This is a genomic window from Marinigracilibium pacificum, from assembly GCF_012926615.1.
In the GTDB taxonomy this organism is placed as follows: Bacteria; Bacteroidota; Bacteroidia; order Cytophagales; family Cyclobacteriaceae; genus Mangrovivirga; species Mangrovivirga pacifica.
This window is the reverse complement of record NZ_JABBNU010000001.1, coordinates 38806-64060: the sequence shown is the minus strand read 5'-3', so window position 1 is coordinate 64060 and position 25255 is coordinate 38806. Positions and strand designations below refer to the sequence as shown.

Here is a 25255-nt window from a genome sequence, read left to right as displayed (position 1 = left end):
TGAACCTTAACCTTTAGGTGTTTTTAAAATCTTACTCCCTTCGTCCGCACTACCGGAATCAGGTGATAAGGGTATGATCTCAGCCCGGAATTTTAGGGCACCCCTGAATTTGCATTGCAATTCTAATAATAAGGACGGAGATTATTCAATAATGTTTTAGAAAATATTATTTTGCTGCAAAATATCTGTTATGACAAAAATCAGTAATTCAATTGCCTGGATCACAGGAGCATCCTCTGGAATTGGAGAGGCTTTAGCTATTGAGCTAAGTAATCAGGGAGCGTCAGTAGTCTTATCCGCAAGAAGAGAAGATGAGTTAACAAAGGTTCTGTCAAAATGTGCAGAAGGAAATCACATGATTCTTCCATTAGATGTTACCGATGAGTCATTATTACGACCTGCATTCCAAAAGGTACTTGATAAATATGGGAAATTAGATATTCTGGTTAACAATGCAGGTGTAACCCAGCGGTCAATTGCCAGTGAAACAGATATTAGTGCAACCAGAAAAATCATGGAAGTAAATTTCTTTAGTGCAGTAGCACTTACCAGAATTGTACTTCCTTATATGATTGAAAGGCGTAAAGGACACATCCTTGCCACAAGCAGTGTTACAGGTAAATATGGTACTCCTTTCAGGTCTACATACGCGGCAAGCAAGCATGCACTCCATGGGTATTTTGATTCTGTTAGAGCTGAAAACTCAAAATATGATATCAAAGTAACATTGGTGTGTCCGGGATTTATTAAAACGCCAATTACTTTACAGGCGGTTACAGCCGATGGAAGTCCATTGGGTACTTTTGAGCCAGGAAACAAGCACGGAATACCAGCTGACAGGTGTGCCAGAAAGATAGCAAAAGCCATAAAGAAAAATAAAAGAGAGGTATATATCGCAGGATTGAAAGAGTCATCAGGAATTGTCTTGAAAAGATTATGGCCAGGATTATTAGCCAAAATGCTTGAGAAAATAAGTGTTACTTGAGGCTATTAATAAAATCTATTGCTATTTGAGATCTTTCAGGTTCCTGACCTTCTACAACAATATATGGAGTAGCCTGATTTTTCAATTCATTCAAATACATATTAAAAAGTTTGTCACGATCTAAAGGGTTTTCCCTGAGTTCATCTTCTTCCCAGGGAATATCAGCTTTTGTGAGGATGTAACCATCAAAATTTTGTTTTTTGAGTAAATATTTAATGAATGGATGGGTATATCCATATTTATATTCACTCCAGATTTTTATTACAAGGAGGTCTGTATCAGCGATAAATAAATCAGTTTTATTGTTTTTGATGTTTTCCCACAACCACCATTGACCTTTGGCAATTTCAGGGAGGTCATGTTCAGTATACTGGCGATCAATATTTGTAAGGTATTCGCGGGCATATTCCGGAATCCAGATACCCTTGAAGTGGTCTGCAAGCTTTTTTGAAAGAGTAGTTTTGCCTGAACTTTCAGGGCCGGTTACTGCAATTCGTAACTGTGTTCTCTTTTGTATGTTTTTATCCATGCAATCAGACCAATTATCGCCAATATTAAAAATACAAAAAACTGAACAGCGGTAAATATCAACCCTTTATGAATGTACAAAGGTATAGAAGCCAAGTCTGTAATTATCCATGCTATCCAGTTTTCAACCTTCTTTTTAGCCATTAGATACATTCCGGTCATTGCAAATGATGTTGTAAATGCATCAAAATAAACTACATCACTATCAGTATTACTCAAAAGCAAAGTGATTAAGACCCAGAATAGAATGGTTATAACTATTGAAATAATATTTTGTTGTCTCGAATTAATTGTCACCGGAGTATGATGAGATGGGTCGTTGGGGTCTCGTTGAGACCAAATATACCAACCATACACACTCATTATAAAGTAATAGACATTAATCCCAGTGTCTGCATAAAGTTTGTTTGTAAAGCAGATATAAACATAGATACAAACAGAAATAATACCAGTGGGATATACCCAAATACTTTTTAAAATGGAGAAAATAACGCTAATAATGCCAAAAGAAGCGGCAATTGCTTCCAGCCAGGTCATATTATTTAATCCTTTATTTATTCCTTCGGTAATAAACTCGATCATGTGGTTGACGGTGTCAGATTGGTGACAAAACTAACCAATTAAAAAATAATTTATACAAACTTGTTTTAAATGTGGTGTCGCAAGGCTAATTTTGCACGGCAAATAATAGTTCCTATAAAGTTATTTGCTATGTCGTTAGACTCATCAAAATTTCTCTACGAAGCGCTCACATATGATGATGTGCTTTTGGTACCAGCTTATTCAGATGTATTACCTCGAGACACTGATACAAGTACCTACTTAACTCCCAACATTAAGCTTAACACTCCTCTTGTTTCAGCAGCAATGGATACTGTTACTGAATCAGAACTTGCTATTGCCATGGCTTTAGAAGGTGGTCTTGGGTTTATTCACAAGAACATGACTAAAGAGCAGCAGGCAGAGCAGGTTAGAAAAGTTAAGCGTTCACAAAGTGGTATGATTATCGATCCGATTACTCTGGCTATTGATGCTAAAGTAAGGGATGCTGCTAAAATTATGAAGGAGCACAAGATCGGAGGTATACCAGTTGTTGATTCAGACAACAAGCTTGTTGGTATCATTACTAACCGTGATTTGAGGTTTGAAAAGAACCTAAGTCTACCGGTTGTTGATATAATGACTAAAGATCATGTTATTACTGCTAAAGAAGGTATCAGTCTTGAAGAAGCAGAAACAATCCTTCAGGAACATAAAATCGAAAAACTGCCAATCGTTGATGAGAAAAACAATCTTATCGGATTGATTACATATAAAGATATTTTAAAGAACAAGGATAGGCCTAATGCATGTAAAGACTCTTTTGGAAGATTGAGAGTTGGTGCTGCTGTCGGTGTTACTGCAGATATTCAAGAAAGAGTAGAATTGTTAGTTAAAGCAGGTGTTGATGTCGTAAGTATTGATACTGCACACGGGCATTCGAAGGGAGTAATTGAAACTGCTAAAACTATTAAATCTAAATTTCCTGATCTTGATTTGATCGTTGGAAATATTGCAACTGCAGAAGCAGCAGTGGCATTGGCAGATGCTGGTGCTGATTGTGTTAAGGTAGGTGTAGGACCAGGAAGTATCTGTACTACTCGAATCATCGCAGGTGTTGGTGCTCCTCAGTTATCAGCTGTTTATGAAGCGGCTAAAGCTTTAAAAGGTCGACCAACTAAAGTAATTGCTGATGGTGGTATCAGATTTTCAGGAGACATTGCCAAAGCTATTGCAGCCGGTGCTGACAGTATAATGATCGGTTCGTTACTTGCCGGAACTGAAGAAGCTCCAGGAGAAGTAATTATTTACGAAGGAAGAAAATACAAAACCTACAGAGGTATGGGGTCTGTCGAGGCAATGGAGTCTGGATCTAAAGATCGTTACTTCCAGGATGCTGAAGATGATATTAAAAAGCTCGTACCGGAAGGAATTGTTGGAAGAGTACCATTTAAAGGCCTAGTGTCTGAGGTGATTTACCAACTTGTTGGAGGTTTAAAAGCTTCTATGGGTTACTGTGGAGCTCAGAATATTGAAATCATGAAAGAAGCTAAATTTGTAAAAATTACGGCTGCAGGGGTTAAAGAGAGTCACCCTCATGATATTCAAATCACAAGAGAGGCGCCAAATTATAGTGCACGTTATTAATAGGAACTTAACAAAAAATAACGATAAAAAGAGCTGCTCATCAAGCAGCTCTTTTATTTTTGTTTTCGGTTAAAAAACTTAAATATTATATTGACGCCATGTTATCGTCAAAGATCATAAGAAGGCTTGTATTTTTTGGTGCGCTCTTTAGCTGGATCGGCCTTTCTGTTGTGGATGTTATAATACTATTCACCACGAAGAACTCTTTGGCAATCAATGTAGAAAACTTCTTTTCAAGGGCTTTTCTTGATTCATTTCTGATATTCCTGTTTATATATTATCATTTTCAGGTTCAACGTTATGCGAGCAGTAATTTTATTGATCTGTTATGGCGTGTATTTATCACTGGCCTCCTTGCTATCTTCGTTTCAATCGGGCTTTCTTATTTTCTTACTTTATTCGAAGGGCATAGCATATCAGTAAACCCTTTTGTACTAAATATTCAATATCATATAAATATTGGTGTAATCAGTGCTCTGTTGATTTCATCTTATCACGTTTTCAAAAGGCTAATACTTTATCAGAAAACAATTTCGCTACTGCGGCTATGGAACATCTTTGAATACACATTATTAGTATCAATTTTACTGAACTTTTGGGACTTAGAATTTACTGACCCATTCCCTCTTTCAGTTTACTTTTTCTTGGTTGTAATGAGTATTGTCCTTTCAGTTAACATGAAGTGGGTAGCCTATCTCAATTTTAACCAAAAGTTGAAGAGTATTTTACTCCTTTCCTTAACAGGGGTATATCTTTATTATTTCATTAACCTGGTAATAGTTAGAGTAAATTCCGAAGCTAGTATTACGCTGTTGCAATCAAATGTTACGATTGCGGCATTGTTTACTTTTATGTCAATTTATGTTGTCTTTTCGGTATTAGTACTTCTTTTTAATTTACCTACCAGTTCGGTTTTTGAACAAAAGCTCGGCGATGTACTCAGGTTTAAAGACCTTTCTCAAACCTTTCATTCAGAGCAAAAAGACGAGTTTGTATTTGATGTACTACTTAATAGTTCGATGAGTGCCGTTCTTGCAGATGCAGGTTGGGTAGAAATTACTGAAAAGGGTAAAGAGCTCTTACTTCACTATGAAATATCAGAATCTGATATTGCAGCAATTAAAACAGGTATTGAAACCTCAAAGGATAAAAAGTCATCAATATTTCGACGACGTAAAATCTATTCAATGAATAAGGGGGTATATAAATCTGTCTTAGTATGCCCAATTAATATTCAAGGTGTCTCTGCGGGTGATTTAGTGCTCCTGAAGGAAGTGAAAGACGGGTTTAATAAGGACATGCTCGAAATTATTGAAACTTTTACGGCACAGGCAGTGATATCTATTGAAAATGCCCGATTGATGGATGAAGCGATAGTAAATGAAAGATATAAGGAGGAGTTAAAGATTGCTCAAAAGGTGTCTGAAAGTTTACTTCCTGACAGGCTAATAGAGCATGAAAGTTATGATATCACCAGTTTTTCACAGGCAGCAGATGAGGTTGGTGGCGATTATTATGACACTTTTAAAATTGACGAGGAAAATATCGCACTTGTAATTGCTGATGTTTCCGGTAAAGGAACTTCAGCAGCATTTAATATGTCCCAGGTTAAAGGGGTTTTTCATAGTTTAGTAACTTTTGGGCTTGATCCCATTGATTTTATTGTCAGGGCAAATGAAACTTTGGGAAGAATACTGGAGAAGAATAATTTCGTTACACTTTCTTATTTCGTAATTAATGTAAAAGAGAAGGTAATTAGGTTTGTTAGAGCAGGCCATTGTCCAACATTGTATTACAATAAAAAAGAAGATCGAACATTCTATTTTAAGAATAAAGGTCTCGGTCTTGGAATTGTTAGAAGAGGAGAATATTTACCTTATGTACAAGAAAATGAATATTCTTACAGTGTAGGAGACGTTTTAATCGTATATACAGATGGGATAACTGAAGCGACAAACCCGGATGGTGAAGAATTTGGTTATGAAAGGTTACAATCTTGTTTGTCCAGGTTTAAAGATTTGAATGCATTGGACATCCAGGATGCAATTATTAGAGAGGTTTATCACTTTTGTGATACAAATCCGTTAAAGGATGATTATACGATGATGGTAATAAAATTTAAATAGAATATAACTAACTATAAATATTTTCGTACAAGATGCTAGAAATCAGCACTAAAAAGAATGATGGTATTTACCATGTAATTATTACCGGAGAGGTTGATGCGAGTTCATCAATAGAGCTTGATAAGCAGATTTCTATGGCTCTGGATAAAGGCGAGGGGAAATTACTGATTGATTGTAGTGGGCTTTCGTATATATCTTCAGCAGGATTAGGGGTGTTTATGTCGTATGTTGAACCAATGGAATCAGATGGGAGGAAAATGGTGATTTGTGGATTAAATAATAAAGTTTTTAATACTTTCGAGATTTTAGGCCTTCATCAGGTGCTGACGATTAAAAGTAATGAACAAGATGCTAAATCATATTTAAATGAAGTTTAGATATAAAGCTAGTTGCAGGAAAGGCAATTTGAGGCATATAAGAGATTTTGTGTCAACTTCATTATCTAATTGGCGGATGTCAGAAGATGATGTTTATATGCTTGTAACGGCTATTGATGAAGTATGTGCCAATCTAATCATTCATGGTCATGAATGTAATAACAATCAAATTTTTGAAGTTAAAATAAGTAAGCAGGAAGAAGATACGATACGAGTGGATATTGTTGACTCCAAATGTATTTTTGATATTAATAAATATAAAATGCCTGATCTCAATGAGCTGATCAAAAAGAGAAGTAAAGGAGGGATGGGTTTGATGCTCGTAAAACGCCTGATTGACAAGATAGAGCTTGAAAGTGATGACTATGGAAGTCGTTGTGTTTTATATAAAAAGCTATCATTAAGTTAAACTTTGCAAAAAAACACCTTTCTTTTCCATTAAGCTTCTACTTTTTCTTAACATTGCAGGTTACGAATAACCAATTGGAATTTTTAATGTACCGTAGCTTATCAGCAATTCTTCTTTTAATAATTTTTACTTCTGCCTGTAAAGTCAATTCTTTCAAGTCAGAAGCACCAGAGCCACTTCTTATTGTCGCTGGAGATAGTGTCAGCGCAGCCGAATTTTTATATGCTTATAATAAGAATAACAGAGATACAAGCTCTAATGTAGAATCAAGCATAAGAAATTATTTAGACCTTTATACATCGTTTAAACTGAAGGTGGCAGAAGGTCATTATCTGAAGGTAGACTCTTCATTACAGTTCCAAAAGGAATATGATCAATATAAAAGTCAGCTTGTAAAACCATATTTACTATCTTCTCAGGTTTCAGATTCATTAGTAAATAAAATGTATGAGCGTACCACAAAAGAAGTAAAAGCAGCACATATATTATTTACTGTAGCAGAGAACGCAGGCCCTGAAGACACTCTTAAAGCTTATAATAAAGCTATTGAGGTCAAATCCTTTATTGAAAACGGAGCTGATTTCGGGGAGATGGCGGTTAAATATTCAAAAGACCCATCAGTGGTGTCTAATAAGGGACAGTTAGGATATTTTACTGCTTTTCAAATGGTAGAGCCATTCGAAGATCAGGCTTTTGCCACTTCTCCAGGTCAAACTTCTGGTCCGGTACGAACTCGCTTTGGATATCATCTGATACATGTTGATGATATTAGAAATGCTCGAGGAAAAGTTCTTATAGCTCACATCTATAAAAAAGTTGATAATAATAATCCTGATGCTGCGGAAAAGGAGATTTTCAAAGTTTATGATGAACTGCAAAATGGAAAATCCTGGAATGAAATGGCTTCGATTTATTCAGATGATATCAGGTCTAAGGATAATGGAGGTGAATTACAGTGGTTTGGGACTGGTCAATTAGATGAAGAAATATTAAATCCTGCGTTTGATTTAGAAAAGCCGGGAGATTATACAAAACCTGTAAAAAGCAGATACGGCTGGCACATTATTAAACTAATTCAAAAGCAGCCAATACCAAGTTTCAAGGAGTCAAAAAGAGATTTAAAAATTAGGTTGGCAGGATCTTCGAGAATGAAGGCAGTTGAGGAATCTCTAACTGATTCACTAAAAAATAAGTTTGGTTATAAGGAAACTGAGGCATATAAGGATTTTGCACGAGGCAATAATCTGGCAGACACAGCAGTTTTATTCTACATAGGAAATTCTTCTTTCAATAATAAATACGTTAAAGAACAGAAATTGTCAGGCACTAATGCTCAAAAGCTTGAGGCTGCTGTTAAAGAAGCATTAGAAGAAAAAGAAGTTGAATGGTTATATGAAACTAATTCGGATTTCAAGTTTCTTCTTGATGAATATTCTGATGGTATGGTTTTGTTTGAGATAATGGAAACTCAAGTGTGGGATAAAGCCAATTCAGATACATTAGGGTTAAATAAATTCTATGATTCTATAAAGGATGAATACTTAGCAAATGAATCAGCGAAATTATGGTTTACGGTAATTAAAAACCCAGTAGTAGCGGATAGCATTGCTATGTTAATTGATAATGATGAGACATGGGTTACTGATTTATCAAAAAGAGAAATTCTTACAAAGGATCTTAAAAAAATGAATGCTGTTGTTGAAAGCGGAGTTTTTGATAAGTCCGATTATCAATATTTTAGATCTTCACCATGGCAAAAAGGTTTGCAGTATGTTAATGAAAATGGGTATTTTGCAATAATATACATTGACCAAATGCTTACAGCAACTACAAAACCATTGTCTTCAGTTCGAGGTGAAGTAGTCTCAAGATATCAAAAGTATCTTGAAGCAAAATGGGTTGAGGAATTAAGAAATAAGTACGAGGTAATCGTAAATGAAGAATTATTAGAGTCAATTATAAATGAACTTGAAGAACAAAGGATATAGTGGGGTTACCATTTTGATAATGGTTGTAATGCTTTCTTCCTGTGATTGGTTGAAACTCAAAAATGAAGGTCAGGTTATTGATGAAGATCCTATAGCAAGGGTTGGAGATCAATATCTCTATAAATCAGACCTCAAGGGATTAACAGGAAGTGATATGAGTGCTGCTGATAGTGCAAATAGAGTTTATCAGTATATCAATAAGTGGGTTCGTCAGCAGTTGATTATTGCTAAGGCTGAGGATAATATGGTGATGGATGAAGCTGAACTTGAAAGAAGGCTTTTGGAATATAAGTATTCATTGTTGATTTATGAATACAAGAAAAAGCACATCAATGAGCAACTTGATCAGGAAGTGTCAGACGAGGAGATTGATAAGTATTATTCAGAGCATTCGGATAATTTCAAACTTATGCAAAACATTATAAAAGGCAGGTTTGTCAAATTATCAAAAGATGCACCAAATGTTTCTCAATTTAGAACTAAATTCAGGGCAAAAGAAATTAATGAGGAGGAGTTACAGGAGTATTGCTATAACAATGCTCAGGTATATATGTTGGATGACTCCACATGGCAAAATTTTGATGAGTTAATCATAGGTACACCAATTGCTGATATTCCCAATAAAATACAGTTTTTAAAGGGAAATAATTTTTATGAGACAACCGATGATAATTACAGATATTTTTTAAGAGTTAAGGATTATAAAATTACTGATGAAATTTCACCAGTTGATGTGGTGAAAGATCAGATTAGAACCATATTAATTAATAAAAGAAAAGTAGAGCTATCCAATAAACTGGAAGAAGACATATATGAAAGTGCTAAAGAAAATGAAGAGTTTGAATTATTTGGTCAGTAAAACATTAGTTGTAGCGTTTCTGGGTATAATATCTATAAACCTTTCTGCTCAGGATGATAATAGTGATATGATTACTGCTGATGGGATTATTGCCAAGGTAGATGATTATATTGTTTTAAAATCTGAGCTTGAGCGTGCATACCTTGATTTTTTAAGTCGTGGCAACTATGCTAGTGATGAAACTAAATGCCGTATTTTACAGCAGCAGGTGATTGGAAAATTAATGCTTGCAAAAGCAGAAATTGACTCAGTAATAGTATCTGATGAAGATGTGTCTTCTAACCTTGATCGTCGTGTTCAATCGATAATTCAGTCTGTTGGTGGTAATGAAGCTCAATTAGAGCAATTATATGGTCGTTCTTTAGAATCTATCAAAAGTGAGTTACGCGATCAGATCAGAGAGCAGATGACCATTCAAAGAATGCAATCTGAAATTACCAGTGATGTAACTGTGACTCCTCGTGAAGTAAAGAATTTTTATGAAAGTATATCAGATAGTTTACCATTTATCTCAACCCAGGTAACTGTCGGGCAGATTGTAAAATATCCGGAAATAAATAAGGAAGAAAAGCAACGAGTTGTTGATTTTTTAAACGATCTTAAAAGTAAGATTGAATCCGGACAGATGACGTTTGCTGATGCGGCAATGAAATATTCTCAAGATCCGGGTTCTGCAGCTAAAGGGGGTGAGTACGGATGGACAACAAGAGGATCTTTTGTGCCTGAGTATGAAGGAACAGTATATAGCATTGAAAAAGAAGAGATTAGTGAGCCTGTAGAGTCAGATTTTGGTTTTCACCTTATTCAGCTACTTGACAGACGAGGAAATGAATATCGCAGTCGCCATATATTGATAGCTCCGAAAATCACATCTGCTGATGTTGCAGAGTCAAAAAACTTTTTAGATAGCTTAAGAACGCTTATATTGAATGATAGTCTATCATTTGAAGAAGCAGCTAAGGAGTATAGTGATGATAAATATACAGCTGATGCTGGCGGTTATTTTACGGATCAATCAGGTGTGCCAAGAGTTTTAGCTGAAGAAATGGACGCTAACATTTATTTCACTATTGATTCAATGAAAGTTGGTGATGTTTCTACTCCGGTAACATTTGTTGTTTCAAGTCCGGGAACGGTAATGCACCAACAAGAAGCTGCCAGAATTATTTATTATAAAGATCGTTTTCAGCCACATGAGGCTAATTTGACAGACGATTTTGAACGGATCAAAAGAGCTGCCCTGATTAAAAAGCAGGGAGAGAAGGAAGAAGCGTGGTTTTTAGAGGCGAGAGATGAGGTATATATTGCGATTGATCCGGAGTACAAGAACTGTAAGATCATGCAATAAATATGGAGAAATTTAACTCAGACAAGGAAGCAGCTGAAGCCTTACAAAAAGCATTCAGCGATTTAAAATCAGAGATCGGAAAAGTAATAATAGGACAGGAAAAGGTAGTTGACTTACTACTTATTTCTATCTTTTCACAAGGTCATAGTTTACTTGTCGGAGTACCCGGGCTTGCAAAAACACTTCTGATACATACCATAGCAGATGCATTACACCTGAGCTTTAACAGAATTCAGTTTACGCCCGATTTAATGCCTTCAGATATTCTTGGAGCTGAAACCCTTGATAAAGACAGGAACTTCAGGTTTATAAAAGGACCTGTGTTTGCCAATATTGTTTTGGCTGATGAAATCAACCGTACTCCTCCGAAGACTCAGGCTGCATTATTAGAATCAATGCAGGAACACCAAGTAACAGTGGGTGGTCAAAAGTATTCACTTCCTGAACCATTCTTTGTGTTGGCAACTCAAAACCCTATCGAACAGGAAGGGACCTATCCTCTTCCGGAAGCTCAGCTAGATAGGTTTATGTTCAATATAATTTTGGAGTACCCTGATTATGATTCCGAAGTTCAGATTGTAAAATCGACAACTGATGGAAGCGTAAAGAAAGTTAACCCTATTTTGTCTGCCGAAGATATAGCATTATATCAAAGCCTGGTAAAGCGAGTGCCGGTAACTGATCATGTGATAGAGTATGCAGTTAACCTTGTACATAAGACTCGTCCTACTAGTGAAAGAGCAGATGCAGTAACTAAAGAATATATTGAATGGGGTGCTGGACCACGAGCTGGACAGTATTTGATTCTGGGAGCTAAATGTCATGCGTTATTACATGGAAAATTTGCGCCGGATATTGAAGACGTTAAAGCAGTAGCAACTGCAGTTTTAAGACACAGAATAGTCTCTAACTTCAAAGCTGATGCTGAGGAGTTAACCAATGATGCAATTATTGAAAAATTATTATAATTAAAAAGCCGGATCAATTTGATCCGGCTTTTTTTATTCAGCTCCTTTAAACTGCCGTAGAAAACGAATATCATTCTCTGTAAACAGCCTCAAGTCTTTTACATTATATTTTAACATTGCAAGTCGTTCGATTCCCATACCAAATGCAAACCCGGTATATTTTTCTGAATCGATTCCGCAATTTTCAAGTACATTAGGGTCTACCATTCCAGATCCAAGTATTTCAAGCCAACCAGTATATTTACACACGTTACAGCCTTTGCCTTTACAAATGTTACATGATACATCCATTTCAGCACTAGGCTCTGTAAACGGGAAGTATGATGGTCTGAAGCGTACTTTAGTTTCAGGGCCGAAAAGTTCCTTAGCAAAATGGTAAAGAGTCTGCTTTAAGTCAGTTAGGCCAACATTTTCATCAATGTATAATCCTTCAATCTGATGAAAGACACAATGAGCACGAGCAGATATAGCTTCATTTCTAAATACTCTTCCTGGCATTAAGGCTCTGATTGGTGGCTTTTCGCTCTCCATTAACCTAACCTGTACAGAAGATGTATGTGTTCTTAAAGCAATATCAGGATCTCTTTCAATGAAGAAGGTGTCCTGCATTTCCCTTGCCGGATGGTTGGGAGGGAAATTTAATGCTGTAAAGTTATGCCAGTCATCTTCAATTTCGGGTCCGTCAGCAACCTTGAAGCCTATTCTTTCAAAGATTTCAATAATTCTGTTTCGGACTATAGTAAGGGGGTGTAAACCACCGGTTTGATTTGGAGCTACCGGAAGCGTTGGGTCGAAATCAAATGCTTGTTCACCACCTGTTTTATTACCATTTAAATTATCTATGTGTCCCTGGAAAGTATCTTTCGCAAGGTTTTTAAGTTCGTTAACTGCTAGACCAAAAGCTTTCTTTTGATCATTAGGTATGTCTTTAAGCTGAGTAAATAAATCGTTTATTATATTCTTTCTACCAATAAACTTCAACCTGTATTCTTCAAGCTGATTTTCATTCTCAACTTTGAACGACTTTATTTCCTCTTTTAATGCTTCAATATTCTCCATGACACAAAAATAATCAAACAATCATTCCCGCTCCAACTGTTTCGTTGGTTGCTTCATCAATTAAGATTAAACTTCCTGTAATTCTGTTGCGATCGTAACGGTCAAATAGTAATGGTTTGGTAGTTCTGATCTTGATTCTTGCAATATCATTCATACCGACTTCCTTATCATCTTCAACTCTGTGCAAAGTGGTAATATCAACCTTATAAACGATTTCTTTAACCATTGCACGGGCATCATTTGTAGTATGCTTAATTGCATATTTTCCGTTAGGCATTAACTTTTTCTCGTTCATCCAGCAAACCATCATATTGATATCTTGACCAACATTAGGTTGATTGTTTTCACGGACTATCATGTCGCCACGACTAATATCTATTTCATCCTCAAGAGTAATAGTCACTGATTGAGGTGCAAATGCTTCATCTAAAGGACCGTCAAAAGTATCAATGCTTTTGATTTTTGAAGTAAATCCTGAAGGCAACACAGTTACATCATCGCCAGGTTTAAATACGCCACCAGCAATTCGTCCTGCATATCCTCTGTAATCATGCCACTTGTCAGACTGAGGTCTAATTACATTCTGAACCGGGAATCTGCAGTCAATATGGTTATGATCGCTTCCAATATGGATAGTTTCCAAAAGGTATAATAATGTGCTACCCTGGTACCAAGGCATATTTTCCGATTTATTCACAACATTATCACCTTTTAAGGCTGATATCGGAATAAAACGTACGTCTTTAACGTCTAGCTTACTTGAAAATCCTTCAAGTTCCTTTTTGATTTCTTCGAAAGACCCTTCTTCATAATCAACAAGGTCCATTTTATTGATACAATACACTATGTGAGGTATGCCAAGTAATGCAGCAATAAAAGTATGTCGTCTTGTTTGTTCAACAACTCCTTTTCTAGCATCAATAAGAATGATAGCAAGATTTGCTGTTGATGCTCCTGTAACCATGTTTCTTGTATACTGAATGTGGCCTGGAGTATCTGCAATGATGAACTTTCGTTTTGGTGTTGCAAAATATCTGTAAGCAACATCAATAGTTATACCTTGTTCCCTTTCGTCTCTAAGACCATCAGTAAGAAGAGCAAGGTTGACATTTTCATCTCCTTTGCGCCTAGATGATTCTTCTATTGCCTGATATTGATCTTCGAATATTGATTTACTGTCGTATAGAAGTCGTCCGATTAATGTACTTTTTCCATCATCAACACTTCCTGCTGTTGTGAAGCGTAAAAGCTCCATATCTAAATATCCTTCTGTAGAATTATTTGAAGTACTCATAATTTCGCTTTTGGTATTGGTTAAAAGTATCCTTGTTTTTTTCGGTCTTCCATTGCTGCTTCAGATCGTTTGTCATCTGCTCGAGTTCCTCTTTCGGTAACTCGTGTAGCCGCAACTTCTTCAATAATACCTTCAAGAGAATCAGCTTCAGATTCAACTGCTCCGGTACAAGTCATATCACCAATGGTTCTGAATCGAACTACCTTTTTGAAAGGCTCTTCGATATCCCTTCTGTTCATGAACTCACCTGTTGACATAATAACACCGTCTCTAATGAATACTTCTCTTTCGTGAGCAAAATATAGTGAAGGAAGCTCAATGTTTTCCTTTAAAATATACTGCCAAATATCCATTTCAGTCCAGTTACTAATTGGGAATACCCTGAAATGCTCACCAAAATTTTTCTTTCCATTAAATATGTTCCAAAGTTCAGGACGCTGATTTTTAGGTTCCCATTGACCGAAATCATCTCTGTGAGAGAAGAATCTTTCTTTTGCTCTTGCTTTTTCTTCGTCTCTTCGTGCTCCACCCATACATGCATCAAATTTATGTTCTTCAATAGTGTCTAATAAAGTGACAGTCTGAAGACCATTACGTGATGCATTGTAACCTTTTTCTTCAGCTACTTTTCCTTCATCGATACTTTGCTGAACTGATCCAATAACAAGGTCAGCGCCAATTTCTTTTACAAATTTATCCCTGAATTCTATTGTTTCCGGGAAGTTGTGTCCTGTATCAATATGGACTAATGGAAAAGGAAGCTTCGCAGGATAAAAAGCCTTTCTGGCTAAATGAGCCATAACAATTGAGTCTTTTCCTCCTGAAAACAATAATGCTCCTCGTTCAAACTGGGCGGCTACTTCACGAATAACGTATATAGCTTCTGATTCCAGTTCTTCCAGATGTGTTAGGTTGTACGCTTTCATCTGATAGATTTTTGATTTACTTAGCTCTGTGCTAAAAAATTATTTAAAGGTTTTTAATTACCGGATTTGATCTTTGGGTAAACACTATTAGTAAGTTTGTCTAATGACTCTTCTATAGTACTTCCCTCAGTTATAATTTCTAAAAATGGAGATGACGGAGCTTCAAATGGCGAGTCAATACCTGTAAAGGATTTGATCTCTCCTGCTCTTGCTTTAGCATATAGCCCTTTTACATCTCTTTTTTCACATTCTTCAATACTTGCATTTACAAAAACTTCAAGGTAGCTGTCTTCACCAATTATCTCTTTAGCCATTTTGCGTATGGAGTTTGTCGGACTAATTAGAGAACAGATAGTAACGATTCCACATTGGCTAAAAAGTTTTGACACTTCTGCTGCTCGCCTGATATTTTCAGTTCGATCTTCATCAGAAAAACCAAGGTTTTTATTAATTCCTGTTCGAAGGTTATCACCATCAAGCAACATTGTTAAAATACCTTCATTGTGAAGTCTTTTTTCAAGGCCTCGTGCAAGTGTACTTTTACCACTTCCACTAAGTCCTACCATCCAAATTACAACTCCACGTTGTTCAAGAAGATTTTCCTTGTCAACTTTTGATAGTATTGTTTCAAAAATAGGATGTATGTTTTCCGCCATAACAATTTATTAAAGACACAAAACTAATTGATAAATTCATAATGGTTAAGTAAAATCTCTACTAATTTTATAGATTTAGGGTTGAAATAGAAAAAATGATGCAAAATAAAGTGAAAGAGCAACTTACAGAGATTGCCAGACTGGCAGGAGACGCCATTATGGAGGTTTATAAGCTTGACGATTTTTCAAATGTCGTCGATTTTAAATCTGATGATTCTCCGCTTACTCTTGCAGATAAAGCTGCAAACGAAGTCATAACTGAAAAGCTTAAAGAGTACTTTCCTGATATTCCAGTTTTATCTGAAGAAGGAAGAAGTATACCTTTTGAGGAAAGGAAAGACTGGAGTGAATTTTGGCTGGTTGATCCGCTTGATGGAACTAAGGAGTTTATTAAAAGAAACGGGCAGTTTACTGTTAATATCGCTCTGATCCGTGATGGATTTCCTGTAAAAGGTATTGTTTATACTCCAGTTACAGAAGTTACTTATTATGGAGATGAAAACGGTGCTGTAAAAATAGAAGGAGGAAATGAATCTGTTTTAAAAGTTAACAACAAATCAGATGACCGTATAGCTGTAAGAAGTGCTTCGCATGCTAGTGACGAAGAGGAAGGTGTTTTGAATTCATATAAATGTACGGATAGTATATCGGTAGGAAGTTCTTTAAAATTTTGTATGGTAGCCGAAGGTAAGGCGGATTTGTATTATCGCCATGGACCAACAATGGAATGGGATACCGGAGCTGGACAAGCTGTTGTTGAAGCTGCCGGAGGTAAAGTTTTGAGGTTTGAAGAGAAAGTTCGATTTTATTATAATAGGGAAAACTTGTTAAACCCTTCCTTTTTGGTGTTGGGATTTGAAAACTAAAAAAGTAAAAGCCTCAAAATTTTGAGGCTTTTACTTTTTTATTTGAATGGGTGATCAGCCAAAGGTAATTTTGCCATTGGGTGATAATCCCCTTTTAGTCCTATTGGCGATGCATGCCTTATGTCATGAACAAGCTGAATGGCAGTTTTGGTGTCTTCAAGTCCGAAACCTTTTCCTGATAATATGTCATTATACGTTTCAGTATGCAGGTCGGTAAATCCAGTACTAAACTCTATTTCTTTACCATCAACTGTTATTGATCGAAATGTCCTTTTGCCCTCTGCTTTGATGTTTTCAGGAATAACATCGTAGTTTATACTAAGGAACCATCTTACTCGAGCTTTTTCAAGTTCAAGGTATCCTGAAGCACGATCATGAGTGTGAATATGTACAGTATTATTTTTTGGTCCTCCGAAAATCCATGTTAACATATCATAAAAGTGAACACCAATATTTGTCGCAATCCCTCCTGATTTTTCTATGTCTCCTTTCCAACTAGTATAATACCAATTACCACGACTTGTTAGGTAAGTCAGATCTATATCATACATCATGTCTTTTGGTCCATTATCGATTTTTTCTTTTAAAGCGATTATCGATGGGTGGAGTCTTAATTGAAGGACATTGTAAATTTTTCTGCCGGTTTCTTTTTCGATTTCCTGCAGTGCATCAATGTTCCAGGGATTTAGAACAATTGGTTTTTCACAGATTACATCTGCATTGTGTCTTAACCCAAAACGCATATGGCTATCATGTAAATAGTTTGGAGAGCAAATGCTTACATAATCAACCTTGTCTCCAGATCTCTTAAGCTTATCAAGATGCCTGTCAAATCTTTCAAACTCAACAAAAAAATCTGCATTGGGAAAGTAACTATCAATAATTCCTACGCTATCAAATTTATCAAGGGCAGCAACTAAATTATTATTAGTGTCTTTTATGGCCTTCATATGCCTTGGAGCAATGTATCCACTGGCACCTATTAATGCGAAATTTTTCATAGTTAAAATTAGCCAAGTTTAGTTACCTGACCATTTTTTAATAAATATTTATCATTACTTTCCGGACATATTGCGATTCCTTCTTTGTTGAATTCAAGCTTGTGTCCGTACTCACTCATCCACCCAGTTTGCCTAGCTGGGTTACCAATTACCAAAGCGTAAGAAGGAATGTTTTTTGTAACTACAGCTCCTGCTCCAATAAAGGCATATTCACCTATGTCATGTCCACACACAACTGTTGCATTTGCCCCAATTGTAGCTCCTTTACCAACATGGGTTTTGGCATATTGACCTCTTCGGTTTATTGCACTTCTGGGATTAGTAACATTAGTAAAAACCATTGAAGGGCCTAAAAAAACATCATCGTCACAAGTTACACCTGTGTAAATAGATACATTATTCTGAACCTTTACATTTTTGCCTAAAATAACCTCAGGTGAAATCACCACGTTCTGCCCAATATTACAGTTTTCTCCAATTTTTGAATTTGACATGATATGAGAGAAGTGCCAGATTTTTGTTCCTTTTCCGATGGTACTTCCTTTATCAATGACAGCCGTTTCATGGGCGAAGTATTCTCTTTCTTCAGACATTTTTACTTATTTCATTTAGAAATGTATCTATAATAAATTGTTGGTCACCTTCATTCATTTCCGTGTGGATTGGAAGAGATATTACATGATGACAAAGGCTTTCAGAAATAGGGAAGTCACCCTTTTTATAACCGTATTTGAGATATGCTTTTTGAAGGTGAACAGGGATTGGGTAGTACACCATTGTTGGAACACCTTTTTTAGCCAATGAGCTTTTTAGTTTGTCACGATCGATTTCTTTTGAAAGGGTAATCGTGTATTGGTGATATACATGTGTTGAGGATGGAGAAATATTTGGTGTTTTTATGAAACTATTATTTTCAAATGCTGAGTTGTATTTATTTGCAACTTCATTTCTTCTTTTGGCAAAATCGTCTAACTCTTTTAATTTAACATTTAAAATTGCAGCCTGAAGAGTATCAAGTCTGGAATTAACACCAATGGTATCATGATGATATTTTATTTTTTGGCCATGGTTTGCAATCATATTGCAATATTCAGCTAAATCATCATTATTGGTCATCAATGCACCACCATCTCCAAAGCAACCTAGATTTTTTGAAGGGAAAAATGAGGTTGTCCCTACATCACCTATAGTTCCAGCTTTTTTTACTGAAGAGTCCGAGAATTTGTATTCTGCACCTAATGCCTGAGCGGTATCTTCAATAATTTTAAGATTGTTTTCTGAACCAATTTTTAATAGTTCTTCCATGTTGGCACACTGTCCATATAAATGAACCGGAACTATACCTACAGTGCGACTGGTAATCTTATCTTTTAGGTCATTAGTGTCAATATTGAAAGTGTCTTTATTTACTTCAACAAAAACAGGCTTTAGCCCTAACAGCGATATTACTTCAACAGTTGCAACGTATGTAAATGATGGTACGATAATTTCATCTCCTGGCTTAAAGCCCAAAGCCATCATCGCAATTTGAAGAGCATCAGTGCCGTTTCCACATGGAATTACATGCTTACATCCAAGATATTTACTTAAGTTATTAGCAAAATCTTTTACAGCTTGTCCATTAATGAACGCAGATGATAACAATACTTCCTGAATAGCATCGTCAATATCTTTTTTCAGCCGAAGATATTGGCTGGTTAGATCTACCATCTGAATTTGTCTCATAGATTATAATCTGTCAGTTACCTCTTCTTTATCAAGCTTAGCTTTAACGTCGTAAACAACAGTATTGCCATTTTTAATATCAGACCAGTTTAGTCCATCAAATTCATTGTGTGAAACAGCCATCACAATTGCATTATATTTTTTTGATGGTTTAGAAATCAACTCAATGCCATATTCTTCTTTTACTTCTTCCGGATCTGCCAATGGGTCATAAACATCTATGTTAGCGCCAAAGCTTTTTAGTTCACTGATAACATCAATTACCTTACTGTTTCTTATGTCAGGGCAGTTTTCTTTAAATGTGATTCCCAGTATAAGAATGTTTGCATTTTTAACAGGATTGTCCATTTGAGTCATCAGTTTGATAACTTTATTGGCAATGAACATTCCCATATGATCATTAATTCTTCGTCCAGATAAAATAACCTCAGGATGATGTCCTAAGCTTTCTGCTTTATGAGTTAGATAATAAGGGTCAACACCAATACAATGGCCACCTACAAGACCTGGTCTGAAAGGAAGGAAATTCCATTTTGTGCCCGCAGCTTCAAGTACTTCTGTTGTATCTATATTCATTTTGTCAAATACTACCGCTAGTTCATTAACAAAAGCAATATTTATGTCTCTTTGAGCATTTTCTATCACTTTTGCTGCTTCAGCAACTCTAATGGATGATGCTTTATGTGTGCCAGCAATGATAATTGACTTATATAGGTTATCAACTTTTTCAGCAATTTCGGGAGTTGATCCGCTTGTTACTTTTTTGATAGTAGGTAGTCTATGTTGCTTATCACCTGGATTAATTCTCTCAGGAGAATAGCCACAGAAAAAGTCTTCATTAAACTTAAGTCCACTAACTTTTTCTAAAACAGGAACACAATCCTCTTCTGTACACCCTGGGTAAACAGTTGATTCATAGATCACAATGTCGCCTTTTTTAAGCACCTTACCTATAGTAGTACTTGCGCCAATTAATGGGCTTAGGTCTGGTTTTTTGTAGTTGTCAATAGGAGTAGGAACAGTAACTATATATATATTACAGCTTGCCAAATCTTCCAAATTACTTGAATATGCTAATTGCCCGGCTTCTTTTAGCTCTTCTTTGTCAACTTCCAATGTACGGTCAATACCATCTTGTAATTCCTGAATTCGTTTATGGTTAATATCAAATCCAAGAGTAGGTCTTATTTTTCCGAATTCAACTGCAAGTGGTAGCCCAACGTACCCCAATCCTATAATTCCTATTTTTTCCATTAATTATATTTCTTCAAATACCAGTCAATTGTTTTTTCTATGCCGCTTTCGAAGTTTTCGTCAGCTTTCCATCCAAGATCACCTTCTAATTTGGTGGCGTCGATTGCATAACGACGGTCGTGACCCGGTCTGTCTTTTACATAGGTAATTAGCTCTTTATAACTTTTGTTTTCTAAGGGCTTTTTCTGATCCAGGATTTCACAGATTTTGGTTGCAATATAGATGTTTTCACGCTCATTTCGTCCACCAATATTGTAGGTTTCTCCTGATTTTCCATCATGGAATACAAGGTCAATACCTTTACAATGATCCAAAACATACAACCAGTCTCTTACATTTTTCCCATCACCATAAATCGGAATAGCATCTCCCTTTATTGCTTTTCTGATAATGGTAGGTATTAATTTTTCATCATGCTGTTTGGGTCCGTAGTTATTAGAACAATTTGTTGTAACTACATTGAGTCCATAAGTATGAAAATAGCTTCGAACTAAAAAATCACTACTAGCCTTTGAAGCACTGTATGGGCTGTTAGGTGCATATGGAGTCATTTCGGTAAAAAGACCTTCCTTGCCAAGAGTGCCATAAACTTCGTCGGTACTGATGTGATGGAATCTATTATTTTCCATTCCGCTTTTAACTTCAAATGGTGCGTTCATCCAGTATCTTCGAGCAGCATCCAATAAAGTAAAGGTTCCATTAACGTTTGTCTTTACAAATGCCTCAGGACCAGTGATGCTATTGTCAACATGTGATTCAGCAGCAAAATGAATTACGTCAGTGACATTATGAGTTTTAAAAAGCTGGTCAACAATGTTGTAATCACAAATATCCCCTTGAACGAAATGGTAATTAGGGTGATTTTCTATTTCTTTCAGATTCGTTAGATCTCCTGCGTATGTTAATTTGTCCAGGTTGATGATCTTATAATCTTTGTATTTTTCGATGAAATATGGCACAAAATTGGATCCGATAAAACCGGCTCCACCAGTAATAAGTATTGTTTTCATTTTAATCCTTTAGAGAGTCTACATAAGACCTAAATGTAGGTAAAGCTAAGTCTTTTTCTGAAATTATTGGAGTTGTTTCACCAAGTTGCCAATCAATATTTAGCTCTTCATCGGCGAAATGTATGCCTCCTTCTGATTCTTTATTATAATAGTTGTCACATTTGTAAAAAAAGTCAACTGAGTCACTTAAAGTAGCAAACCCATGGGCAAGTCCTCGGGGTACAAATAATTGAACTTGATTTTCACCAGTTAGAATATGAGAGTCCCATTGACCAAAAGTAGGCGACTCAGGTCTAAGGTCGACATAAACATCTAAAACTTTTCCCTGCAATACTCTTACTAATTTAGCCTGGGCATGAGCTCCTGACTGATAGTGTAAACCCCTTAATGTGCCTTTTTTTGATCGAGATTGATTATCCTGTACAAAATCAACATCTAACCCTGTGAGATTTTTAAATGTACTTTTATTATAAGATTCTAAAAAAAATCCTCGGTCATCACCATGAACTGTAGGCTCAAATATGAAAACGCCTTCAATCTTTCCTTTTGTTACTTTCATTCTTTGATTAGGTTCAAAAGATATTTACCATAACCACTTTTTACTAATGGTTCTGCAAGTTTACGCAATTGATCGTCATTTATGAACCCCATTTCATAAGCAATTTCTTCAATACAGCCAATTTTAAGACCTTGTCTGTTCTCGATTACTTCTACAAACTGAGATGCTTCCATTAATGAAGGAAATGTACCCGTATCAAGCCATGCAGTTCCTCTATCAATAATTCCAACATGTAATTTGCCTCGTTGCAAATATTCTTTGTTCACGTCTGTTATTTCATACTCACCTCTTGCACTAGGCTTTAGATTTTTGGCAATATTGATAACTTCATTATCATAGAAATAGAGTCCTGGTACAGCAAAGTTTGATTTTGGATTTGCTGGCTTTTCTTCTATTGAAATAGCTTTTTGATTTTTGTCAAACTCAACAACTCCATATCTTTCAGGGTCTTGTACATGGTAAGCATATACCACGCCTCCTTCCGGATCATTATTAGCCTGCAACAAGTCTTTTAAGCCAGAGCCATAAAAAATATTGTCTCCAAGAATTAAAGCAACCTTTTCCTTTCCAATAAATTCTTCTCCGATTACAAATGCCTGAGCTAGTCCATTTGGCTCTTCCTGAATTGCATATTCGAATCTACAACCTAAAGAAGACCCATCTCCCAATAATTTTTGAAATAAGGAACTGTCATGCGGTGTTGTGATGATTAATATTTCTTTTATTCCAGCTTGCATCAATATTGAAAGCGGGTAGTAAATCATTGGTTTGTCGTAGATTGGCATTAATTGCTTACTAACTGCAATAGTTAATGGGTGTAGCCTTGTGCCTGATCCTCCGGCAAGAATAATTCCTTTCATAGAATTGTTAAATTTTTACGTAGTAAAGTTCAAAATGCTAATCTATGAAATTTTTTGAATACCATTAAAAAAAAATCATTCAATGGATGATGGGTAAAAAAATTTCATTAATAATTGTTAATGACCTAATTTTGCATCGATAATTAATATCAGCGTATTTAAGGGATAAAGTTATAAAAGAATGTTTATATAAAAACATGAGGTTATAATTTTGTTCCCCAGTATGTTAAGGTTGATTTTTTGTTCCTGCTTAACAGGAAAATTTTAAGGTCGTGTTTAAAAAACTAATTACTAAAGAGATTGTAATCGAGTGGAGGCAAAAATATGCCATAAATGGCATTTTGCTTTATTTAGCTACAACGATCTTTATTACTTATTTATCATTAGGAGTTCGCCGGGGGCTGATTCACCCATTAACATGGAACTCTATTTTCTGGATTATCTTTTCGTTTATTGCGATAAATGCAATTGCTAAAAGTTTTGCCGGAGATGAAAAAAGGCAACAATTATATTTATACTCTTTAGTAAATCCTCAAGTGTTATTTGCGGCTAAATCTGCTTATAATATTCTTTTACTTACAGTATTTGGAGTGCTCTCATTTGTATTTTATTCATTTGTGATGGGTAACCCAGTTGCTAATACCGGGTTATTTCTATTAAACCTTGTCTTGACATCAGTCGGATTTGCCGCGATTCTTACAATGGTATCGGGGATTGCATCAAATGCAGAAAATTCAGCAACCTTAATGGCGGTATTATCGTTGCCCATCATGGTACCTTTATTATTATTGTCTATAAAGATTTCAAAATCAGCAATTGACAATTTTGAAATAATGTTGGTATGGAAGCCATTATTAAGCATTTTTGCACTCGATTTAATTATAGTGGTAGTAGGATTAGTGTTATTTCCTTATTTATGGAGAAGTTAGTATGAAAAATAACTGGTGGAAATATCTCACAATTGTACTTTTAGTATATACTGTTGTAGCTGGTTTTTTAGTTGAAGCACCAAGACTTAATATACTTAATGAGTCTATAAGGAATTTATTTTTCCATGTACCGATGTGGTTTGGTATGGTGATAATTTTGACAGGATCTGTGGTTCAGTCTGTCAGATATTTAAATACCAATGATATGGATAAGGATATTAGTGCTGATTCATATGCAAAGGTTGGTATTTGGTATGGAATCCTCGGATTAATAACTGGTGCAGTCTGGGCTACTTATACTTGGGGGAAAATGGGCGGTTGGTTAGCTGACCCAAAAATCACATCTGTATTTATTACTTTGTTAATATATTTTGCCTATTTACTATTAAGGTCAAGTCTCCATGATGAACAAAAAAGAGCAAGGGTAAGTGCCGTTTATAATATTTTTGCTTATCCGTTAATGATCTCTTTATTATTTGTCCTTCCTAGATTGGCAGAGAATTCACTCCATCCAGGAAATGGTGGTAATCCGGGTTTTAATACTTATGATCTGGATAGTAGATTAAGGATGGTTTTTTACCCGGCTGTATTAGGCTGGACCCTTCTGGGCTTCTGGATTGCAACGTTACATTTCAGAATACGTAAAATTGAACACAAACTTGAAGAAAAATAATGCAAAAGCTTTTCTCAATTTTTATACATTTTTTGTCAAAGATCTCATTCACTACCTTAGCGCAAGTAGCTGAAAGTGAAGTTCCTGCAAATAGTGATGTCGCTATGGCAGATGCATTGAGGGCTGATGGTAAGATTTATGTTGTTGTAGCAGTAGTCTTAATTATTCTGGCTGGACTATTTATATATCTGTTCAGAGTTGAAAGAAAGATTAAGAAGTTGGAAAACGAGAAGTTGAATTAATAGAGTTATGAAAAAGCAGTATATTTTTATTTTAGTCATTGTTGCAGCGGTTATTGCCTTTATCGTTTCAACATCTTTTGATGCCGGATCTTATGTGTCTTTTAAAGAGGCTAAAGAATTGGCAGAAAATGGTAGTGAAAAACAATATCATGTTGTAGGAGAGCTAAAAAAGAACAACTCTGGTGAAGTGATTGGCATTCATCCTTCTCCCGATAAGTTAAGCTTTTCATTTACCCTGGTAGATGACAACAAAGAAGAAAAACAGGTTTTTTATAACGAGCCAATGCCTCAGGATTTTATGAAATCTGAGAAGGTGGTAGTTGTTGGTAGCTTTAAACAAGATGTGTTTATCGCTGACCAAATCCTGATGAAGTGTCCTTCAAAATATCAGGAAGAAAATCTAAATCCTAACACTCAACTTTAAGT

27 protein-coding genes and 1 riboswitch are annotated in these 25255 nt (G+C 35.7%); of the genes, 14 read left to right on the top strand and 13 right to left on the bottom strand.

Annotated elements, in window-relative coordinates; all coding sequences use genetic code 11:
• Positions 1 to 18: 18 nt before the first annotated feature.
• Positions 19 to 115: riboswitch (TPP riboswitch) on the bottom strand.
• Positions 116 to 190: 75 nt separating this feature from the next.
• The gene (locus HH304_RS00320) at positions 191 to 985 is read left to right on the top strand and encodes an SDR family oxidoreductase (RefSeq protein ID WP_169677452.1); all 795 of its coding nucleotides are present in this window, start codon (positions 191 to 193) and stop codon (positions 983 to 985) included.
• Here HH304_RS00320 and HH304_RS00315 read toward each other — a convergent pair.
• Complete coding sequence (locus tag HH304_RS00315) at positions 978 to 1514, bottom strand: AAA family ATPase (protein ID WP_169677451.1); 537 nt, start codon at positions 1512 to 1514, stop codon at positions 978 to 980. The two genes, HH304_RS00320 and HH304_RS00315, sit on opposite strands and share 8 nt — an antisense overlap.
• On the bottom strand, positions 1469 to 2095 hold the full coding sequence (gene pnuC, locus HH304_RS00310) for a nicotinamide riboside transporter PnuC (RefSeq protein WP_169677450.1): 627 nt from the start codon (positions 2093 to 2095) through the stop codon (positions 1469 to 1471). The genes HH304_RS00315 and pnuC overlap by 46 nt, the downstream gene beginning before the upstream one ends.
• Before the next feature lie 129 nt (positions 2096 to 2224).
• On the opposite strand from pnuC, the gene guaB reads away from it, so the two are divergent.
• The 8 genes from guaB (at position 2225) to HH304_RS00270 (ending at position 11775) form a co-directional block, all read left to right on the top strand.
• Complete coding sequence (gene guaB / locus HH304_RS00305) at positions 2225 to 3700, top strand: IMP dehydrogenase (RefSeq protein ID WP_169677875.1); 1476 nt, start codon at positions 2225 to 2227, stop codon at positions 3698 to 3700.
• Between the two features lie 98 nt (positions 3701 to 3798).
• Complete coding sequence (locus HH304_RS00300; RefSeq protein WP_169677449.1) at positions 3799 to 5826, top strand: PP2C family protein-serine/threonine phosphatase; 2028 nt, start codon at positions 3799 to 3801, stop codon at positions 5824 to 5826.
• 32 nt (positions 5827 to 5858) lie between these two features.
• Positions 5859 to 6203 (top strand): STAS domain-containing protein, encoded by a 345-nt coding sequence (locus HH304_RS00295; protein ID WP_169677448.1) that lies wholly within the window; start codon positions 5859 to 5861, stop codon positions 6201 to 6203.
• Positions 6193 to 6612 carry an ATP-binding protein gene (locus HH304_RS00290; RefSeq protein WP_169677447.1) on the top strand — a complete coding sequence of 140 codons (420 nt, stop codon included), beginning with the start codon at positions 6193 to 6195 and terminating at the stop codon, positions 6610 to 6612. The genes HH304_RS00295 and HH304_RS00290 overlap by 11 nt, the downstream gene beginning before the upstream one ends.
• An 86-nt stretch (positions 6613 to 6698) precedes the next feature.
• Complete coding sequence (locus HH304_RS00285; RefSeq protein ID WP_169677446.1) at positions 6699 to 8600, top strand: peptidylprolyl isomerase; 1902 nt, start codon at positions 6699 to 6701, stop codon at positions 8598 to 8600.
• Positions 8575 to 9459, top strand: a complete 885-nt coding sequence (locus HH304_RS00280; protein ID WP_169677445.1) for a peptidyl-prolyl cis-trans isomerase — start codon at positions 8575 to 8577, stop codon at positions 9457 to 9459. Before HH304_RS00285 ends, HH304_RS00280 begins: the two co-directional genes overlap by 26 nt.
• On the top strand, positions 9413 to 10807 hold the full coding sequence (locus HH304_RS00275; protein WP_271711447.1) for a peptidylprolyl isomerase: 1395 nt from the start codon (positions 9413 to 9415) through the stop codon (positions 10805 to 10807). Before HH304_RS00280 ends, HH304_RS00275 begins: the two co-directional genes overlap by 47 nt.
• A 2-nt stretch (positions 10808 to 10809) precedes the next feature.
• On the top strand, positions 10810 to 11775 hold the full coding sequence (locus tag HH304_RS00270) for an AAA family ATPase (RefSeq protein ID WP_169677443.1): 966 nt from the start codon (positions 10810 to 10812) through the stop codon (positions 11773 to 11775).
• A 33-nt stretch (positions 11776 to 11808) separates the two neighbouring features.
• Here HH304_RS00270 and pheS read toward each other — a convergent pair whose 3' ends face one another.
• From pheS to cysC, 4 genes are read right to left on the bottom strand one after another with little or no spacing between them, the layout of a single operon-like run.
• Entirely contained in the window at positions 11809 to 12834 is a 1026-nt protein-coding gene (gene pheS, locus HH304_RS00265; protein ID WP_169677442.1) for a phenylalanine--tRNA ligase subunit alpha, read from the bottom strand.
• 13 nt (positions 12835 to 12847) lie between these two features.
• Positions 12848 to 14128, bottom strand: coding sequence for a sulfate adenylyltransferase subunit CysN (gene cysN, locus HH304_RS00260; RefSeq protein WP_169677441.1), 1281 nt, complete (start codon positions 14126 to 14128; stop codon positions 12848 to 12850).
• A gap of 20 nt (positions 14129 to 14148) precedes the next feature.
• Entirely contained in the window at positions 14149 to 15054 is a 906-nt protein-coding gene (cysD, locus tag HH304_RS00255; protein ID WP_169677440.1) for a sulfate adenylyltransferase subunit CysD, read from the bottom strand.
• A gap of 53 nt (positions 15055 to 15107) precedes the next feature.
• Positions 15108 to 15710: an adenylyl-sulfate kinase gene (cysC, locus tag HH304_RS00250; protein ID WP_169677439.1), complete on the bottom strand. Its 603-nt coding sequence runs from the start codon at positions 15708 to 15710 to the stop codon at positions 15108 to 15110.
• A 95-nt stretch (positions 15711 to 15805) separates the two neighbouring features.
• Between cysC and cysQ the strand changes: the two genes are divergently transcribed.
• Entirely contained in the window at positions 15806 to 16576 is a 771-nt protein-coding gene (gene cysQ, locus HH304_RS00245) for a 3'(2'),5'-bisphosphate nucleotidase CysQ (RefSeq protein WP_271711446.1), read from the top strand.
• Between the two features lie 38 nt (positions 16577 to 16614).
• On the opposite strand, the gene HH304_RS00240 is transcribed toward cysQ, so the two are convergent.
• From HH304_RS00240 to rfbA, 7 genes are read right to left on the bottom strand one after another with little or no spacing between them, the layout of a single operon-like run.
• Positions 16615 to 17577 carry a Gfo/Idh/MocA family protein gene (locus HH304_RS00240; RefSeq protein WP_169677438.1) on the bottom strand — a complete coding sequence of 321 codons (963 nt, stop codon included), beginning with the start codon at positions 17575 to 17577 and terminating at the stop codon, positions 16615 to 16617.
• Between the two features lie 8 nt (positions 17578 to 17585).
• Positions 17586 to 18170 carry an acyltransferase gene (locus HH304_RS00235; protein ID WP_169677437.1) on the bottom strand — a complete coding sequence of 195 codons (585 nt, stop codon included), beginning with the start codon at positions 18168 to 18170 and terminating at the stop codon, positions 17586 to 17588.
• Positions 18163 to 19302 (bottom strand): DegT/DnrJ/EryC1/StrS family aminotransferase, encoded by a 1140-nt coding sequence (locus HH304_RS00230; protein ID WP_169677436.1) that lies wholly within the window; start codon positions 19300 to 19302, stop codon positions 18163 to 18165. Before HH304_RS00230 ends, HH304_RS00235 begins: the two co-directional genes overlap by 8 nt.
• A 3-nt stretch (positions 19303 to 19305) precedes the next feature.
• Positions 19306 to 20556 carry a Vi polysaccharide biosynthesis UDP-N-acetylglucosamine C-6 dehydrogenase TviB gene (gene tviB, locus HH304_RS00225; protein WP_169677435.1) on the bottom strand — a complete coding sequence of 417 codons (1251 nt, stop codon included), beginning with the start codon at positions 20554 to 20556 and terminating at the stop codon, positions 19306 to 19308.
• A complete protein-coding gene (rfbB, locus tag HH304_RS00220) occupies positions 20556 to 21566 on the bottom strand; it encodes a dTDP-glucose 4,6-dehydratase (protein WP_169677434.1) in 1011 nt (336 codons plus the stop codon). The genes tviB and rfbB overlap by 1 nt, the downstream gene beginning before the upstream one ends.
• Position 21567: 1 nt before the next feature.
• Positions 21568 to 22125: a dTDP-4-dehydrorhamnose 3,5-epimerase gene (gene rfbC, locus HH304_RS00215; protein ID WP_169677433.1), complete on the bottom strand. Its 558-nt coding sequence runs from the start codon at positions 22123 to 22125 to the stop codon at positions 21568 to 21570.
• On the bottom strand, positions 22122 to 22985 hold the full coding sequence (gene rfbA, locus HH304_RS00210; RefSeq protein WP_169677432.1) for a glucose-1-phosphate thymidylyltransferase RfbA: 864 nt from the start codon (positions 22983 to 22985) through the stop codon (positions 22122 to 22124). The genes rfbC and rfbA overlap by 4 nt, the downstream gene beginning before the upstream one ends.
• 272 nt (positions 22986 to 23257) lie before the next feature.
• Here rfbA and HH304_RS00205 point away from each other — a divergent pair, with 272 nt between their 5' ends.
• From HH304_RS00205 to HH304_RS00190, 4 genes are read left to right on the top strand one after another with little or no spacing between them, the layout of a single operon-like run.
• Positions 23258 to 23914, top strand: a complete 657-nt coding sequence (locus HH304_RS00205; protein ID WP_169677431.1) for a heme exporter protein CcmB — start codon at positions 23258 to 23260, stop codon at positions 23912 to 23914.
• Between the two features lies 1 nt (position 23915).
• A complete protein-coding gene (gene ccsA / locus HH304_RS00200) occupies positions 23916 to 24587 on the top strand; it encodes a cytochrome c biogenesis protein CcsA (protein ID WP_169677430.1) in 672 nt (223 codons plus the stop codon).
• Complete coding sequence (locus tag HH304_RS00195; protein WP_271711445.1) at positions 24587 to 24829, top strand: CcmD family protein; 243 nt, start codon at positions 24587 to 24589, stop codon at positions 24827 to 24829. Before ccsA ends, HH304_RS00195 begins: the two co-directional genes overlap by 1 nt.
• Before the next feature lie 7 nt (positions 24830 to 24836).
• Positions 24837 to 25253 carry a cytochrome c maturation protein CcmE domain-containing protein gene (locus HH304_RS00190; RefSeq protein ID WP_169677429.1) on the top strand — a complete coding sequence of 139 codons (417 nt, stop codon included), beginning with the start codon at positions 24837 to 24839 and terminating at the stop codon, positions 25251 to 25253.
• Positions 25254 to 25255 lie beyond the last annotated feature (2 nt).

Excerpts from the sequence above, each read along its gene's own strand:
- HH304_RS00300 (WP_169677449.1), top strand. The coding sequence starts at position 3,799 with ATGTTATCGTCAAAGATCATAAGAAGGCTTGTATTTTTTGGTGCGCTC.
- HH304_RS00290 (WP_169677447.1), top strand. The coding sequence starts at position 6,193 with ATGAAGTTTAGATATAAAGCTAGTTGCAGGAAAGGCAATTTGAGGCAT.
- HH304_RS00280 (WP_169677445.1), top strand. The coding sequence starts at position 8,575 with ATGAACTTGAAGAACAAAGGATATAGTGGGGTTACCATTTTGATAATG.
- HH304_RS00230 (WP_169677436.1), bottom strand. The coding sequence starts at position 19,302 with ATGAGACAAATTCAGATGGTAGATCTAACCAGCCAATATCTTCGGCTG.
- tviB (WP_169677435.1), bottom strand. The coding sequence starts at position 20,556 with ATGGAAAAAATAGGAATTATAGGATTGGGGTACGTTGGGCTACCACTT.
- rfbC (WP_169677433.1), bottom strand. The coding sequence starts at position 22,125 with ATGAAAGTAACAAAAGGAAAGATTGAAGGCGTTTTCATATTTGAGCCT.
- cysN (WP_169677441.1), bottom strand. The coding sequence starts at position 14,128 with ATGAGTACTTCAAATAATTCTACAGAAGGATATTTAGATATGGAGCTT.
- HH304_RS00295 (WP_169677448.1), top strand. The coding sequence starts at position 5,859 with ATGCTAGAAATCAGCACTAAAAAGAATGATGGTATTTACCATGTAATT.
- ccsA (WP_169677430.1), top strand. The coding sequence starts at position 23,916 with ATGAAAAATAACTGGTGGAAATATCTCACAATTGTACTTTTAGTATAT.
- HH304_RS00195 (WP_271711445.1), top strand. The coding sequence starts at position 24,587 with ATGCAAAAGCTTTTCTCAATTTTTATACATTTTTTGTCAAAGATCTCA.
- pheS (WP_169677442.1), bottom strand. The coding sequence starts at position 12,834 with ATGGAGAATATTGAAGCATTAAAAGAGGAAATAAAGTCGTTCAAAGTT.
- cysQ (WP_271711446.1), top strand. The coding sequence starts at position 15,806 with ATGATGCAAAATAAAGTGAAAGAGCAACTTACAGAGATTGCCAGACTG.
- pnuC (WP_169677450.1), bottom strand. The coding sequence starts at position 2,095 with ATGATCGAGTTTATTACCGAAGGAATAAATAAAGGATTAAATAATATG.
- HH304_RS00240 (WP_169677438.1), bottom strand. The coding sequence starts at position 17,577 with ATGAAAAATTTCGCATTAATAGGTGCCAGTGGATACATTGCTCCAAGG.
- HH304_RS00270 (WP_169677443.1), top strand. The coding sequence starts at position 10,810 with ATGGAGAAATTTAACTCAGACAAGGAAGCAGCTGAAGCCTTACAAAAA.
- cysC (WP_169677439.1), bottom strand. The coding sequence starts at position 15,710 with ATGGCGGAAAACATACATCCTATTTTTGAAACAATACTATCAAAAGTT.
- HH304_RS00275 (WP_271711447.1), top strand. The coding sequence starts at position 9,413 with ATGAAAGTGCTAAAGAAAATGAAGAGTTTGAATTATTTGGTCAGTAAA.
- cysD (WP_169677440.1), bottom strand. The coding sequence starts at position 15,054 with ATGAAAGCGTACAACCTAACACATCTGGAAGAACTGGAATCAGAAGCT.
- guaB (WP_169677875.1), top strand. The coding sequence starts at position 2,225 with ATGTCGTTAGACTCATCAAAATTTCTCTACGAAGCGCTCACATATGAT.
- HH304_RS00235 (WP_169677437.1), bottom strand. The coding sequence starts at position 18,170 with ATGTCTGAAGAAAGAGAATACTTCGCCCATGAAACGGCTGTCATTGAT.
- rfbA (WP_169677432.1), bottom strand. The coding sequence starts at position 22,985 with ATGAAAGGAATTATTCTTGCCGGAGGATCAGGCACAAGGCTACACCCA.
- HH304_RS00190 (WP_169677429.1), top strand. The coding sequence starts at position 24,837 with ATGAAAAAGCAGTATATTTTTATTTTAGTCATTGTTGCAGCGGTTATT.
- rfbB (WP_169677434.1), bottom strand. The coding sequence starts at position 21,566 with ATGAAAACAATACTTATTACTGGTGGAGCCGGTTTTATCGGATCCAAT.
- HH304_RS00285 (WP_169677446.1), top strand. The coding sequence starts at position 6,699 with ATGTACCGTAGCTTATCAGCAATTCTTCTTTTAATAATTTTTACTTCT.
- HH304_RS00320 (WP_169677452.1), top strand. The coding sequence starts at position 191 with ATGACAAAAATCAGTAATTCAATTGCCTGGATCACAGGAGCATCCTCT.
- HH304_RS00315 (WP_169677451.1), bottom strand. The coding sequence starts at position 1,514 with ATGGATAAAAACATACAAAAGAGAACACAGTTACGAATTGCAGTAACC.